Raw genomic sequence first — 13162 nt, 5'->3', positions numbered from 1 at the left:
AATTATTTGTCTCTCTCTATTGTATATTTAACCAACTGTAGAAGGGATTGTTTGTAAGGAGAGGAAGGAAATGTCTCTAGGATGGAGTTTGCCTGATTCATATAAGAATTCATAATTTCCGTGGCATAGGCAATACCTCCGGAATTTTTCACAAATTGAATTACTTCAGCAACTTTTTTAGGATTATCGTTTTGATTTTTAACGATGTTAATGATTTTCCTTTTTTCCCACCAGCTGGCTTTGTTGAGAGCAAAGATGAGAGGAAGGGTCATTTTTCTTTCTTTTATATCAATGCCTATAGGTTTACCTATAACAGCTTCGGTATTATAGTCAAAGAGATCGTCTTTTATCTGAAATGCCATTCCAACTTTTTCTCCAAAAAGTCTGGCATTTTCTATAGCACCTGTATCTATACCAGAAGAGGCGGCGCCAACAGCACAACAGGAAGCTATAAGAGATGCAGTTTTCTGACGGATAATTTCAAAGTATACTTCTTCTGTAATGTCAAGATTTCTTGCTTTTTCTATTTGAAGCAACTCACCTTCACTCATTTCCTTTACTGCATTGGAAACTATTTTAAGTATGCTGAAATCATCATTCTGAAGAGAGAGGAGCAGTCCTTTGGAAAGCAGGTAGTCACCGACGAGAACTGCTATTTTGTTTTTCCAAAGGGCATTTATGGAAAAGAATCCGCGTCTATAGTTAGCATCGTCCACCACGTCGTCATGAACAAGTGTGGCAGTATGGAGCAGTTCAATTAGTGCTGCACCCCTATAGGTAGATTCACTTATTCCTCCACATGTTTTGGCCATTAGAAATACAAACATCGGCCTAAGTTGTTTCCCCTTTCTTTTAACGATATAAGTCATGATTCTGTCGAGCAACACTACATTGCTTTTCATAGAATCTCTGAATTTCTTTTCAAAATCCTTTATTTCGTCTTCAATCGGAGCTTGTATTTCTTTAATACTGACAGCCATGGTACAATATTACAATCTATTTATACTGTTTCCAAAGGGCTGACCTTTAAAAATCTTATTTTATTCATTTAAAAATATGTTTATAATACAGAGGTTTTTATTGATTTTATCGGTATTGGTTTTCAGTAGTTTATCACGAGGTTTAGACGAAGCAATTATGGCAAAACATATTTTACTTAAAAACAGACAATTGGCTTTGGAAAGTCATAACAGAAAGCTATTATATGATCTATCCTATACTGCAGATGGAATTGAAAAACCTCTGATTATATTTTTACATGGGTTTAAAGGGTTTAAGGATTGGGGAAATTTTGATCTGATGATGGAGTATTTTACTCAATTGAATTATGTATTTATCAAAATGAATTTTTCACATAATGGAACAACCCTTGATAGTCCATTGGAATTTAATGACCTTGATAGGTTTGGAAGGAATAATTTTATCATTGAACTTGAAGATGTTCAGGCTATGATAGATCAGATCTTTGAAGATGAAATTATTCCTTCAAGAGAGTGGGATAAGCGGAAACTGATACTGATAGGGCATAGCAGAGGTGGGTCAATAGCAATTTTGAAAGGATCAGAAGATAAGAGAGTACAGGCTGTGATATCACTGGCAGGAGTTGCTGATCTAAAGAAATTTCTCCATGATAGGGATATTGATGTATGGAAAAAAGGAGAAACGGTATTTGTAGACAATGCAAGAACGGGTCAAAAAATGCCTCTTTACCCTCAGTTTCTGGAATCTTATCTTGCAAATAAATCAAGACTTGATGTTATATCTGCTGCTTCAAAATTAAAACATCTCCTAATTATTCACGGAACATCTGATTTAACTGTGCCTATCGATCATGCTTTTGCTTTAAAAAATAGCAATCCCATTGCTGAATTAAAAGTTATTGAAAATGCGGATCATACTTTTGGAGGTAAGCATCCATATATTGAGAAACTACTGCCAATGAATTTCAAAATCGTCTGCGACTTAATTGCGGAATATTTTCAGAACATCGAGTTGAAAAACTGAAGTCAAATTCTCATTTACAATCATTCGAATTAATCTTCTGTCTTTTAATGTTATCAAATAAAGGTAGAAGATATGGATAAGTTGCTACTAGCTTCGGACTTTTCAGACAGTTCAAATAATGCATTATATTTTGCCAAAGGTATAGCTAGGAAAGCAGTATCAGAGGTTATTATATTCAATTCAGCGCCCTTGCCAGTTATGGAGCCTACTATTCCTACATTTATGGTGGAGGAAATACTGGAAGATCAGGAGGATTCTGCAAAGGGAAAATTACGTCAAGCATGTGACATCGTGAGTTCAGAAAAATATCTTGACGGAAGCAGAGTAGGATGCGATTATAAGTTTTCATCAGGAATAGCTGTGAATGAAATAGCAGAAGTTGCTCATAGAGAAAATGTTGAATTGGTAGTAATGGGAGCTTATGACAATTCTATTACTTCAAAATGGATTGGAAGTACTACAATTTCAACACTCGATCATGTGAGATGCCCGGTACTTGCTGTACCTGCAGATGCGTCCTTCCAGGGATTCAGCCATATTGTATATGCATGTGGTCTGCGTGATTTTGACCATCTGGCAATTGATGAGGTCGTGAATTTTGCAAAGATCTTTAATGCTAAAGTAACAGTGCTTCATGTTGCTGATCCCATTAGCTTAAGACTTGATGTTGTCCTTTTTGACAGGTTAAGAAAAAAAATAAAAGCAACTGACGAATTCGGAAAGGTAAAGTTTGAAATGCTTGTATCGGAGCAACGATATGATGCAATTGAAAACTTTCTTTCGGATGAAGATGTGGATATGATTGCATTAATGAAACACAGCACTTCTTTCTTTAGAAGGCTTTTTTACAAAAGTATGATTGATAAAAGCTTATATAGAGTAGAGGTTCCTATGTTTTTATTGAATGAAAAAAATTATAAAGGTTAAATAATATGATAGCGGACGAAAAAAGAAGATTGGTTTCCTGGCTTCATTTTGACGAAAAGTTATGGTTGAATAAGCTGGAGTTTTGCAATGATGAACTGAAAATTTTTCAGGAACATCTTGAAGAGATTGCCTCAGACTATAGTGATATTGATGTTAAAATTCAGATAGAACAATTTCAAAATAAGTTTTTTATACAACATGATGAAATTATAAAATTAAAACATGATATCAATCGCATGGGAAGAGTTATGGCTGAATTTGAAAAGGACTTCAGCAATGCAGTTGATGAAAGAACAGCAAATGAACATTATAATCTGGAAGAGAGAATGGATAGCTTTAATGAAATATTTGATGATCTTAAAGCAGATTTCAGAGCTTTCCTTGAAAAATACATGTAAAAACATATTATGCCTTTTTAAGGTTTACAAAACTTAGGTTTTTGATTTTAACTTAAGTTTGTATATATTTTCTTGTGCTTGATAAATCAGGATTTTCATTCGAACTTTTATTCCATGCCCTTTCTGAAGAAAAGGTTATGGATTTTTTATTATCTGATCCTAAGAATGGATTAACTGCTGATGAAGCTAATAGCAGAATTGTTCAATATGGTCCTAACAAGCTAGCAGATGTAAAAGAAAAGTCGGCCGTAAAAATTTTACTGGAACAGTTTCAGAATGCAATTACTTACCTTCTGGCCGGAGCTGCAATCATTTCTCTTTTTTTTCACGATGTCACCAACTCTATCGCCATTGGTGGTGTGATCCTTATTAATGCTCTTATTGGTTTTTTTATTGAATTGCAGGCACGGAAATCAATGGAAGGGTTGAGGAGTCTTGAAATCTCTCTTGCTAAGGTTATCAGGGGAGCTGAATTAACCGAAATTGATTCAGCTTTACTCGCGATTGGTGATCTTGTTTATATTAAAGCAGGGGATATGGTCCCTGCCGATGGAAGACTCGTAAATCTTAACAATTTAGAAATTAACGAATCTCCGCTTACCGGTGAATCTCTTCCGGTGGATAAGATATGTGAATCTCTTCCCGAATCAACTACTCTGGCTGACAGAACTAACATGGTCTATAAAGGCACTTCTGTTATAAAAGGAAACGGTTATTTTTTAGTGACTGCTACTGGTTTGCATACCGAGCTTGGTAAAATTTCAACGATGACTCAGAGTGCAGAAAATGTATCAACTCCACTTGATGAGAAGCTGGGAAAACTTACTAAAACTCTTATCTGGATTACAGCAGCTATGGCTTGTATCTTTATCATAGCTGGCCTTTTAAGAAAGCAGGAAATTTATACAATTGTGGAAACTGCTATTGCTCTTGCAGTTGCTGCTATTCCTGAAGGGCTTCCAATTGTTTCTACAATCGCTCTTGCCTATGGAATGCTTAGACTGGCAAAAAGAAATGCTATAATAAAAAAACTTTATTCAGTTGAAACGTTAGGTGGAACAAATATCATATTCACCGACAAGACAGGTACGCTTACTGAGAATGTGATGGAGGTAAATTTAATAGCTTTTCCCCACAAGACTTTTGAATTGAAAAGTGATTTTGATAAACGTAAAAATATTTTTCTTAATAATGATGTAACAGATGTTGAAAATGCTTTGCATGAGTTGTATTTAATCTCAGCACTGTGTAATAATGCTACGCTTGGCTTGTCTACCGGAAAAGCTATTGGTGACCCTATAGAAATAGCTTTGCTGAAATTGGCATATTCCGGCGGAATTGATACTCATAATCTGAAAGATGAATATATAAGAGTTGATGAAAAACCTTTTAGCTCAGATACAAAGATGATGGCTGTAATGGTCAGATTCAGGGATGAGTTTATCGTAGCTTCAAAAGGCTCTGTTGAAGCAATCCTTTCCAAATGCAGCAGATATCGTAAAGAGTCCGAAGTGTTGCCTTTGGATGGTTCTTTTGTCAAGCTCGTGCATAAGGAGGCTGAAAGGATCTCATCGATGGGGTTGAGGGTACTTGCTTTTGCAATAAAACATCAGACGGAGGAGGAGCAAGAGTATCTTAAGGATCTTACTTTTATCGGCTTGGTTGGTTTTCTGGATCCACCCAGGCATGATATAGGTTTTGCAATGGAGAGTTGTAAGACTGCAGGAGTAAAAGTCATTATGGTTACCGGTGACCATCCTAAAACAGGTTTTACCATAGCCCGAAAAATTGGCATCGTAGAGGATGAGGAAGAAGCAAATTCACTTATGACAGGTGCTCAACTTCATGAACTTGATATATATGGCCGTGACAAAGAACGTGTAATGAATACTCGTGTATTTGCCAGAGTGACTCCTGCCCAGAAATTTGATCTGGTAAGCCTTTATCAGGATGAGGGTAATATTGTAGCCATGACTGGAGATGGCATCAATGATACTCCTGCATTAAAAAAAGCTGATATTGGAATTGCGATGGGAACAAGAGGTACTCAGGTAGCCAAAGATACGGCTGATGTGGTTTTAAAAGACGATTCATTTGTTTCTATTGTTGAAGCTATTTTTCAGGGAAGAGTTATTTTTCAGAATATAAGGGAGTTTATAATTTTCCTTTTATCATGTAATCTCAGTGAAATAGTTCTGGTGGTAGCTTCAGGATTTATAGATCCAAGGATTGTATTGTTACCCCTTCAGATTTTGTTCCTTAATATAATTACCGATGTATTTCCCGCATTAGCTCTGGGCCTGGGTAAGGGGGACAGAAATGTGATGAAACTTCCCCCAAGAAATCCTGAAGCTCCAATGCTCGATGGTAAGGACTGGAAATCTCTTATTGCTTATTGCATATGCATTTCAGGTTCTATTCTCTGTGGAGTATTGTTTTTTGAAAAACACTATGCAAATGAACCTGCAATAATACAGGATATGGTATTTTATTCACTGGCCCTGTCTCAACTCTGGCATGTCTTTAATTTATCACCAGCTATGAGTTCATTCTTTATGAATGAAATAACAAGAAATAAATTTGTATGGATGGCGCTTTTTTTTTGTATTTCAATGCTGGCAATTACTGGAATACTTCCTGCAGCTCAAAGGATATTACAAGTGAAGCCGCTCTCAATTGAGATATGGGGAGGGATAATTCTGATAAGCCTGGTGCCCGTAGTTTTAATTCAACTCTTAAAAAGACTATTAAGAATAATCGATTAAAATTTTAATCCTGATTAGGTAAGATAATGCTGAATGTCGTTCCGGAGTTTACTTCTGACTTTAATGATATCTTGCCATTAAGCCTATCTACAACTTGCTTTACTATATATAAACCAAGGCCACTGCCAAAGGATTTTTCTGAAGCTCTGAAAAACATTTCGAATATTTTCTGATGATAGGAAGGCTCTATTCCTGATCCGTTATCTTCTATCTCAATCGATGCGCCAGTTTTAGAAGTTGATATCCGAATTTTTAGAAAGGGATTATGTTGCTCCAGTGTATGGTATTTGATAGCATTGGATATCAGGTTCATAAAAATGATTTTCAATCTGTTTTCGTCATTATAGAATTCGTAGTATTCTTCAGTGCTCAGCTCAATTTTAATCCTGTCTGCGTTGTCCATAAATTTCAGACTTTCCAGACATTCGTTAACAATATCTGTAAAGTTGATTTGAGAGGAAATGATTCTGAGACGATTGTTCCTAGAGAAATTTGTTAGGTCTGCAATGAAAGAGTCTAGTCTTTTAACGCTGCTTTTAGCTTGTTCGATGCATTCATTGATGATCATAGGATCTTTTTCTCTTTTGATAAGATTTAATAATCCTGTAATACTGCATAGTGGAGCTCTTAAATCATGAGATGCTCTGTAAACGAAACTGTCCAGTTCAAAATTGATTTTTCTAAGCTCTTGTTCTGCATTTTTTACTTCTGTTAAATCAATGGAAACACCAAGTATATTGACTTCCTTATCAAAATTACTGATAAAGGGAACTTTGGTAGTATGAAGAATTCTGTTAGTACCATCAAGGTGGGTGATATTTTGTTCGGGGAGTGTTACTATTTCTTTAAGCAGGGTTACTTTAATATCACTTTCCTGAATGCCTCTCAGCTCGTTATCATCCTTGATGAAATGGCTGTCGTCTTTCCCAAGTAAGTTATGGATGGTGGTGCAGAAGAGTTCAGCCTGGGCCTTGTTTACCAGAATATACCTGCCTTGATTGTCTTTGAGGAAAATGGGATGAGGAACTAACTCAATGATCTCATATAGTTTGTTTCTGTTGTCTTCAATTTCAGATTCAAACTTTTTAGTTTCAGTGATATCCCTGCCTATACCATAAACTGTATTATCATTGACCTTTATTACTTTGTTCCACTTTATCCATTTGACACTTCCGTTTTTAGCAAGGTATCTGATTTCAAGCGGGTCTTTAGGGAAAACTTCTTGTCCGAAGCTTTTATAGATTTTAGAAGTGATTTTTAAATCTTCAGGATATATGAAGCAGGAAAAATGCATCGTACAAATTTCTTCTTCATTATAACCCAGTGTTTTTGCAAAAGCGGGATTTACTTTTTGGAAGTATCCGTCGCCACTTGTAATGCACATACATTCTTCCGAAAGGTAAAAGAAGTCATCCAGTAAGTAATCTGCCACAATGATATTTAGTAAAGGTTAATATAGTATATCGCTAATATAAGAAAGGATACTATGATTAATTGAATAAAAACTATGACAAAAAATACTTTTATCAAAAAGTTTAAGTGAAACCAGGCAAGAATAATCGTTGTTCTTTTTTAAAGAGCATTGTGATGAAAGGGTGGAAGCAAATAATACATGATTTGTCTGAAAGACTATCTGGAATTTTTAACTCTGGTAATGGTCATAATAAACGGAGGAAAGACTACGAAGAACAACCTGAAAAGAGGCTGGAAAAAATAAGGGAGGAAGAAATTCAGGACGATTTTATACTTACACCTCCTAACAAGTATGCAGTTACTGAGACTGGTCAGATAATCAGGCTTCCGGAAAGAAACAAAAAAAGGTATAGGTCAGCCTATAATAAAGAACCCCGCATATAATGCGGGGCTCTTTATTATTAAAGTTATTTTTTCCATTTAATGCCACATCCTATGGCTTTTGTTTCAGGCTCTTTAACTGTTTTGTCCTGAAGCAATTCGTTAAGGGCATTCTCAGCATATTTCTTCTTCACGTCTTTTGCACTTTCCGAATTGTCATCAATAGCACCAACATACTTAACTATAAGTTCATTGTTTACCTTTTTAAGAATATAAACATGTGGAGTTTTAAGAGCACCATATGTTTTTGCTATATTTTGTGTTTCATCAAAAAGGTATGGAAAAGTAAAATGTTTTTCCGCAGCATTCTTTTGCATGTTTTCATAAGAGTCTTCAGGGTAAGCAACAGGATCGTTAGGATTTATAGCTATCACAGGATATCCTTTTGAAGCATATTTCTTATTTAATTCTTCTATTCTGCTTTCATATGCTTTTGCATAAGGACAGTGGTTGCATGTGAAAACCACTATATAGCCTTTTGCATCAGTATAATTTTTTAAAGCAACGTTTTTACCGTCAATATTTTTTAATGAAAAATCGATTGCCTTATCACCAGGTTTATATCCAGAGGTCTGAGCTATGGATATTGAAACTGTGAATAAAAACAGGATCGCTAAAATGTGTTTCATAACTAATAAGTTTATTGTTTGATTAATTCTTTTTTGATCAAATTAATAAGTTCTTCAGAAGTTGCAAAGGTTTTTGGGTAATGGGTACGATTTCCTTTTTTATCCTGCAGAAAAGTGTAAGGGATATCACCTCCCCACTGAGGATTTAACTTATTGATCCAGATATTTGGATCCTCGTTTAGCAATACACATTTTCCTGGCAGGTTATATTTGTTAAATACTTCTGCAGCTTTATCTTTTTTGGAGGTAAAATCCATCGACACAAAAATAAACTTAACAGGTTCGTTTTTATTCAACTTTCCGGCTTCGCTAAAATATGGAAGTTCTTCAAGGCAAGGTTTGCAGTATGTAGCCCAAAAGTTTACCACTACAACGGAGTCCTTTGTACTTTTTACTATCTTATCCAATTGATCATAGTTTACAACCTGAATCTGTTGCTGACTATAGCCTCTAAATGTAATTGTTAAGAGGATTGCGAAAGTAACTACAAAGAGTTGTCTCATGATTTGTTGTTGGTATTATTTGTTTTTTTCTTTTTAAAGAACTTTTTCTTTTGGCCTGGTGAAGATGACTTGGGCTTAGCTTTTACATCATACGCTGGACCTTCGCCCAAAAAATCAGGAAGCGCTAATTTGGGTATTTCTTTCTCAATGAGTTGTTCTATTCTGTTGAATTTTCTCACCTCTTTTTCATTGATAAAGGTCATTGCAATACCTGTGCTGGAAGCTCTTGCTGTTCTGCCTATCCGGTGTACATAATCTTCTGCATCATGAGGCACGTCGTAGTTCACAACAAGGTTAATATTTTCAATATCTATACCTCTTGAAAGAATATCTGTAGCTACCAGAATCTGCACCTCTCTGTTTCTGAAAAGGTTCATGATCTGCTCGCGTTCAGATTGCTCAAGGTCGGAGTGAAATCCTTTAACAGAGAAGTTTAGTTTCTTAAGTTCTTTCTCAAGTATTTTTACATTTTGCTTGGTAGAGCAGAAAATTACAATAGATGGAAGCTCAACCTCCTTTCCTTGTAGTAGTTCTTTGATTAATGGAAGCTTTTGACCATCGTAAGTCATGTATGCTCTCTGATCAATCCCTTCAGCCGGTTTTGATATTGCTATATTGATCTGTACAGGTCTGAATAATATTTTATCTGCCAACTGCCTGATTTTAGAAGGCATTGTGGCTGAAAAAAGTATGTTCTGTCTTTGTCTTGGAAGATAATTGATGATCTTAACAATATCATCATAAAAACCCATTTCAAGCATACGATCTGCTTCATCGAGAATCAGATGTTTCAGATCAGCAAAGGAGATCTGAGCAGATGTAAGATGGGCTATAAGTCTCCCGGGTGTAGCAATGACTATAGGAGAGCCTTGTTTCAGTGCATTTTTTTGCTGTTCCCAGACACTTCCGTCATTACCTCCATAGACGGCAATGCTACTAACGGATGTGTAAAAGCTGAATCCGTCTACCTGCTGGTCTATTTGTACTGCAAGTTCCCTTGTAGGAGCAAGTATCAATGTATCTATACCGGGGTGTGGATTCAGATGGTTTCTATGGATAATAGGAAGCAGATAAGCTGCTGTTTTCCCTGTACCTGTCTGAGCACAGGCTATAACATCTTTATTGTCCAGGATGGCAGGGATGGCTAGTTCCTGAACAGGAGAGGGGGTTTTAAATCCAATGTCTTTTAGAGCCTGTTGAACTGCGTCATCCAGGTTAAGTTCTTCAAATGTCAAGATAATGATGAGTTAAGTTTAAAATAAAAATCCCTGCGGGATGCAGGGATTTAATTTTTTTATTGACTAATAGAAATTAATTCTACTTCAAAAATCAGTGCAGTGTTTGGTCCGATAGATTCGCCGGCACCTCTTTCTCCGTAAGCCAGGTTAGAAGGTACAAACAGTCTCCATTTTGAACCTACTTTCATAAGTTGAAGAGCTTCTACCCAACCTTGAATAACGCCATTTACAGGGAAAGTTGCAGGTTGACCTCTTTCTACAGAGCTGTCAAATACAGTTCCATCTATTAAAGTGCCATGATAGTGTGTAGTCACTTTATCTGTAGCTTTAGGGGTTGGTCCATCACCTTCTTTGATTACCTGATATTGTAATCCGCTTGGCAATGTTACTACACCTGGCTTCTTCTTGTTTTCTTCAAGGAATTTTTGTCCTTCAACCAAGTTTTTATTTGCTTTTTCTTGCTGAAGCTGAGCAAAATATTCATTCAAAATAGTTCTTGCCTGCTCTGAAGTCACAAGAGGCTGTTTTTTAGCAGCTAAGTCTTTGAATGCCTGAGCAAACGCATCAACGTTTAAATTTTCAAAACCTTGTTGTTTAAGATTTTCTGCGATATTGGCACCAAGAGCATAGCTAACAGTGTCGATTTTGGTTTTTAATGTAAAAGTTTGTTGTTCCATTCCTTTTTTAGATTTTTTCTGCGCCAAAGAGGGAGTAGACAAGGCTAATATTCCCAATCCTGCCGCAGCAAATACATTGACTAGTTTCATTTTTAATGGTTTAAAAAGTTAATATTTAAGCTTAATCAAAGAATTTTGTTCTCCGGAGTGATTTCTTTTCGGAAAGTTTTTTCTTCAGATTCTTTCGGTCAGCAACAGAGGAGAGTGTAGGCTTGGTGTTTATTCGCTTCTTGGGCTTTTTTAAAGCATTTTCAATAAGTTGAATAAATTTTACTTCAGCCAGTCTTTTGTTACCTGTCTGAGTTCTTTCCGCTTGTGCAACCACTCTTAGCTCTCCTTCGGAATTAATTTTGTGGCCAAGTTTTTTAAAAAGTAACTGTTTTTCTTCCTCTGTAAAATGAGATGAATGGGTTACGGAAAAAATCAATTCGATTTTGGAGTTGACTTTATTGACATTTTGTCCTCCTGGGCCGCTGCTTCTGCTAGCATGAAAGGTAACTTCACGAAGCAGATTACTGATTTTTTCCGTAATCATTTTATCGTTTTAAAAAGGTAGGTCATCTGCGGATTCCCCAGAATCTGCACCAAATGCATAACCTCCTGATGGCTCATCTGAAGATTGACCACCACCACCTACAGTGTCTATTTTCCAGGCCCTTACATCTGTATACCAACGCTCATTATATTCCCTGGACTCAATGTTGATGCCAACTTTCACTTCATCTCCGGATTTAAGATTTTTTACAATCCCTGCTTTGTCACCCCAGGCCGAGCAGCAAACCTTCTTAGGATATTGCTCGTTGGTAGTCTCAATTACAAATTCTTGTTTTACCCAATTTCCGTTTTTCCCAGAACCGGTTTGTTCCGGAAGGATTTTAACAACTTTTCCTGTTAATTCTAACGCCATAATTAAAATTTTGCCAAAGATACATTAATAATGGAAAAAACCGGAAAACTTGGTTCTCCGGTTATTCACAAATTTTTATTTTTCTCTGGGTTCCAGCCAGTAAAGTTCATAACCAAAATAGTTATAGACATCGGTAAGGTATTCATAACTAGGCGTTTCAGGCCAATTTTCTGTCACGAATCCTGGGGCATCATGCAATCTTTGCATCGATACATCAAGCATTAAAGAATCTCTCTCAGAATTCAGTTCAAGGGCCTGAAAAGGGACTGCATACAACTTTTCGCCCATACCGAGGAAGCCTCCGTGTGTTAGTATCGCATAAGAGGCCGCTCCATATTCCATATCAATAATAACATCTTTAATGCGGCCCAGGTCCTCATTTTCAAAATTTTTTACTTTGGTTCCTATCAAATCCCCGGCGGGAACTAATCTTGAACCTTCTCCTCCTCGAATCATAATCTTACAACTTTTAATAAATACCACCTTTAAAATTCAACATCTGTGAACATATGATCGTTCTCTTGTTATTCTTGTCCAAAAAATTCTAAATTTGATACAAAATAATAAATATATGAATAGGCCTTTGTTGACAATATTGGCGATATGTTTCGCTCTTTGTTCTTTCGCTCAGAAAAATAAAGCTTTTCCTGAATTATCCGGTATAACTGTAGAGGGTAAAGCTGTAACCTTACCAGCAACCAGCAAAGGTAAGTATACATTAGTAGGTATTGCTTTTTCCAAAAAGGCAGAAGAGGATCTTACAAGCTGGATGGATCCTATGATGAATACTTTTCGTCCTGGAACCAAGAAGACGAATGTTCTGATTCCTGAATATGATGTGAATATGTATTTTGTGCCGATGTTTACCGGATTAAATAAAGCTGCTGCAGCAACAGCCATGAAAAAGGCAAAAGAATCATTGGATAAGAGACTTCATCAGCACGTAGTTTTTTACAAAGGTGATATGGATAATTATAAAGATCCTCTGCAATTGAAGGATAAAGACGTTCCTTATTTTTTTGTCCTTGATCCGGAAGGTAATATTGTTCTGTCTTTAAGCGGTAAATATACTGACGAGAAGATGGAATCTATTGAAGAGATACTCGAGTAGACCTTTTTTAAGTGCGTTTAATTGGTGTTAAAATAAATGAATGTAAATCTTTTATTTTAACACCTTATTTTTTTGGGTGCTACCACTTGCCTTCATATCTGGATCAATAAGTAGTTTTGGTTAACTCAAATTGACTGTTTATAAACTGC

Annotated in this window: 15 protein-coding genes; 6 read left to right on the top strand and 9 right to left on the bottom strand. The window is 36.1% G+C overall.

Annotated elements, in window-relative coordinates; translation table 11 throughout:
- Positions 1–2 precede the first annotated feature (2 nt).
- The gene (locus tag K350_RS0111110; protein ID WP_028979982.1) at positions 3–980 is read right to left on the bottom strand and encodes a polyprenyl synthetase family protein; all 978 of its coding nucleotides are present in this window, start codon (positions 978–980) and stop codon (positions 3–5) included.
- Positions 981–1137: 157 nt separating this feature from the next.
- Here K350_RS0111110 and K350_RS0111105 point away from each other — a divergent pair, with 157 nt between their 5' ends.
- The 4 genes from K350_RS0111105 (at position 1138) to K350_RS0111090 (ending at position 6094) form a co-directional block, all read left to right on the top strand.
- Positions 1138–2004 carry an alpha/beta hydrolase family protein gene (locus tag K350_RS0111105; RefSeq protein WP_028979981.1) on the top strand — a complete coding sequence of 289 codons (867 nt, stop codon included), beginning with the start codon at positions 1138–1140 and terminating at the stop codon, positions 2002–2004.
- 72 nt (positions 2005–2076) lie between these two features.
- Positions 2077–2931: a universal stress protein gene (locus tag K350_RS0111100; RefSeq protein ID WP_028979980.1), complete on the top strand. Its 855-nt coding sequence runs from the start codon at positions 2077–2079 to the stop codon at positions 2929–2931.
- 5 nt (positions 2932–2936) lie between these two features.
- A complete protein-coding gene (locus K350_RS0111095) occupies positions 2937–3329 on the top strand; it encodes a hypothetical protein (RefSeq protein WP_028979979.1) in 393 nt (130 codons plus the stop codon).
- A gap of 74 nt (positions 3330–3403) precedes the next feature.
- Positions 3404–6094, top strand: coding sequence for a cation-translocating P-type ATPase (locus K350_RS0111090; protein WP_028979978.1), 2691 nt, complete (start codon positions 3404–3406; stop codon positions 6092–6094).
- Between the two features lie 4 nt (positions 6095–6098).
- On the opposite strand, the gene K350_RS31040 is transcribed toward K350_RS0111090, so the two are convergent.
- The gene (locus tag K350_RS31040; RefSeq protein ID WP_156027002.1) at positions 6099–7526 is read right to left on the bottom strand and encodes a PAS domain-containing sensor histidine kinase; all 1428 of its coding nucleotides are present in this window, start codon (positions 7524–7526) and stop codon (positions 6099–6101) included.
- Between the two features lie 155 nt (positions 7527–7681).
- Here K350_RS31040 and K350_RS0111080 point away from each other — a divergent pair, with 155 nt between their 5' ends.
- Complete coding sequence (locus tag K350_RS0111080) at positions 7682–7951, top strand: hypothetical protein (protein WP_028979977.1); 270 nt, start codon at positions 7682–7684, stop codon at positions 7949–7951.
- A gap of 23 nt (positions 7952–7974) precedes the next feature.
- Here the strand turns inward: K350_RS0111080 and K350_RS0111075 are convergent, their stop codons facing one another.
- The 7 genes from K350_RS0111075 to K350_RS28325 form a co-directional block, all read right to left on the bottom strand.
- Positions 7975–8577: a thioredoxin family protein gene (locus tag K350_RS0111075; protein WP_028979976.1), complete on the bottom strand. Its 603-nt coding sequence runs from the start codon at positions 8575–8577 to the stop codon at positions 7975–7977.
- A gap of 11 nt (positions 8578–8588) precedes the next feature.
- Entirely contained in the window at positions 8589–9080 is a 492-nt protein-coding gene (locus K350_RS0111070) for a TlpA family protein disulfide reductase (protein WP_051313049.1), read from the bottom strand.
- Complete coding sequence (locus K350_RS0111065; RefSeq protein ID WP_028979974.1) at positions 9077–10315, bottom strand: DEAD/DEAH box helicase; 1239 nt, start codon at positions 10313–10315, stop codon at positions 9077–9079. The genes K350_RS0111070 and K350_RS0111065 overlap by 4 nt, the downstream gene beginning before the upstream one ends.
- Positions 10316–10374: 59 nt before the next feature.
- Entirely contained in the window at positions 10375–11085 is a 711-nt protein-coding gene (bamJ, locus tag K350_RS0111060) for a BamJ family beta-barrel-assembly machinery protein (protein ID WP_081670965.1), read from the bottom strand.
- Positions 11086–11116: 31 nt separating this feature from the next.
- Positions 11117–11530 (bottom strand): alternative ribosome rescue aminoacyl-tRNA hydrolase ArfB, encoded by a 414-nt coding sequence (gene arfB, locus K350_RS0111055; protein ID WP_028979972.1) that lies wholly within the window; start codon positions 11528–11530, stop codon positions 11117–11119.
- A 9-nt stretch (positions 11531–11539) separates the two neighbouring features.
- Positions 11540–11902 carry a DUF3127 domain-containing protein gene (locus tag K350_RS0111050; protein WP_028979971.1) on the bottom strand — a complete coding sequence of 121 codons (363 nt, stop codon included), beginning with the start codon at positions 11900–11902 and terminating at the stop codon, positions 11540–11542.
- Positions 11903–11977: 75 nt separating this feature from the next.
- On the bottom strand, positions 11978–12358 hold the full coding sequence (locus tag K350_RS28325; RefSeq protein WP_051313048.1) for a PRC-barrel domain-containing protein: 381 nt from the start codon (positions 12356–12358) through the stop codon (positions 11978–11980).
- Between the two features lie 115 nt (positions 12359–12473).
- Between K350_RS28325 and K350_RS0111040 the strand changes: the two genes are divergently transcribed.
- Positions 12474–13013, top strand: coding sequence for a hypothetical protein (locus tag K350_RS0111040; RefSeq protein ID WP_028979970.1), 540 nt, complete (start codon positions 12474–12476; stop codon positions 13011–13013).
- Positions 13014–13162 lie beyond the last annotated feature (149 nt).

This window comes from Sporocytophaga myxococcoides DSM 11118 (genome assembly GCF_000426725.1).
GTDB classification, from domain to species: Bacteria; Bacteroidota; Bacteroidia; order Cytophagales; family Cytophagaceae; genus Sporocytophaga; species Sporocytophaga myxococcoides.
The sequence above is the reverse complement of the archived record's forward strand: the minus strand, read 5'-3'. Positions and strand labels throughout refer to the sequence as shown.

Excerpts from the sequence above, each read along its gene's own strand:
- K350_RS0111075 (WP_028979976.1), bottom strand. The coding sequence starts at position 8,577 with ATGAAACACATTTTAGCGATCCTGTTTTTATTCACAGTTTCAATATCC.
- K350_RS0111105 (WP_028979981.1), top strand. The coding sequence starts at position 1,138 with ATGGCAAAACATATTTTACTTAAAAACAGACAATTGGCTTTGGAAAGT.
- K350_RS0111070 (WP_051313049.1), bottom strand. The coding sequence starts at position 9,080 with ATGAGACAACTCTTTGTAGTTACTTTCGCAATCCTCTTAACAATTACA.
- K350_RS0111100 (WP_028979980.1), top strand. The coding sequence starts at position 2,077 with ATGGATAAGTTGCTACTAGCTTCGGACTTTTCAGACAGTTCAAATAAT.
- arfB (WP_028979972.1), bottom strand. The coding sequence starts at position 11,530 with ATGATTACGGAAAAAATCAGTAATCTGCTTCGTGAAGTTACCTTTCAT.
- K350_RS0111080 (WP_028979977.1), top strand. The coding sequence starts at position 7,682 with ATGAAAGGGTGGAAGCAAATAATACATGATTTGTCTGAAAGACTATCT.
- K350_RS0111040 (WP_028979970.1), top strand. The coding sequence starts at position 12,474 with ATGAATAGGCCTTTGTTGACAATATTGGCGATATGTTTCGCTCTTTGT.
- K350_RS28325 (WP_051313048.1), bottom strand. The coding sequence starts at position 12,358 with ATGATTCGAGGAGGAGAAGGTTCAAGATTAGTTCCCGCCGGGGATTTG.
- K350_RS0111110 (WP_028979982.1), bottom strand. The coding sequence starts at position 980 with ATGGCTGTCAGTATTAAAGAAATACAAGCTCCGATTGAAGACGAAATA.
- K350_RS0111095 (WP_028979979.1), top strand. The coding sequence starts at position 2,937 with ATGATAGCGGACGAAAAAAGAAGATTGGTTTCCTGGCTTCATTTTGAC.
- bamJ (WP_081670965.1), bottom strand. The coding sequence starts at position 11,085 with ATGAAACTAGTCAATGTATTTGCTGCGGCAGGATTGGGAATATTAGCC.
- K350_RS0111050 (WP_028979971.1), bottom strand. The coding sequence starts at position 11,902 with ATGGCGTTAGAATTAACAGGAAAAGTTGTTAAAATCCTTCCGGAACAA.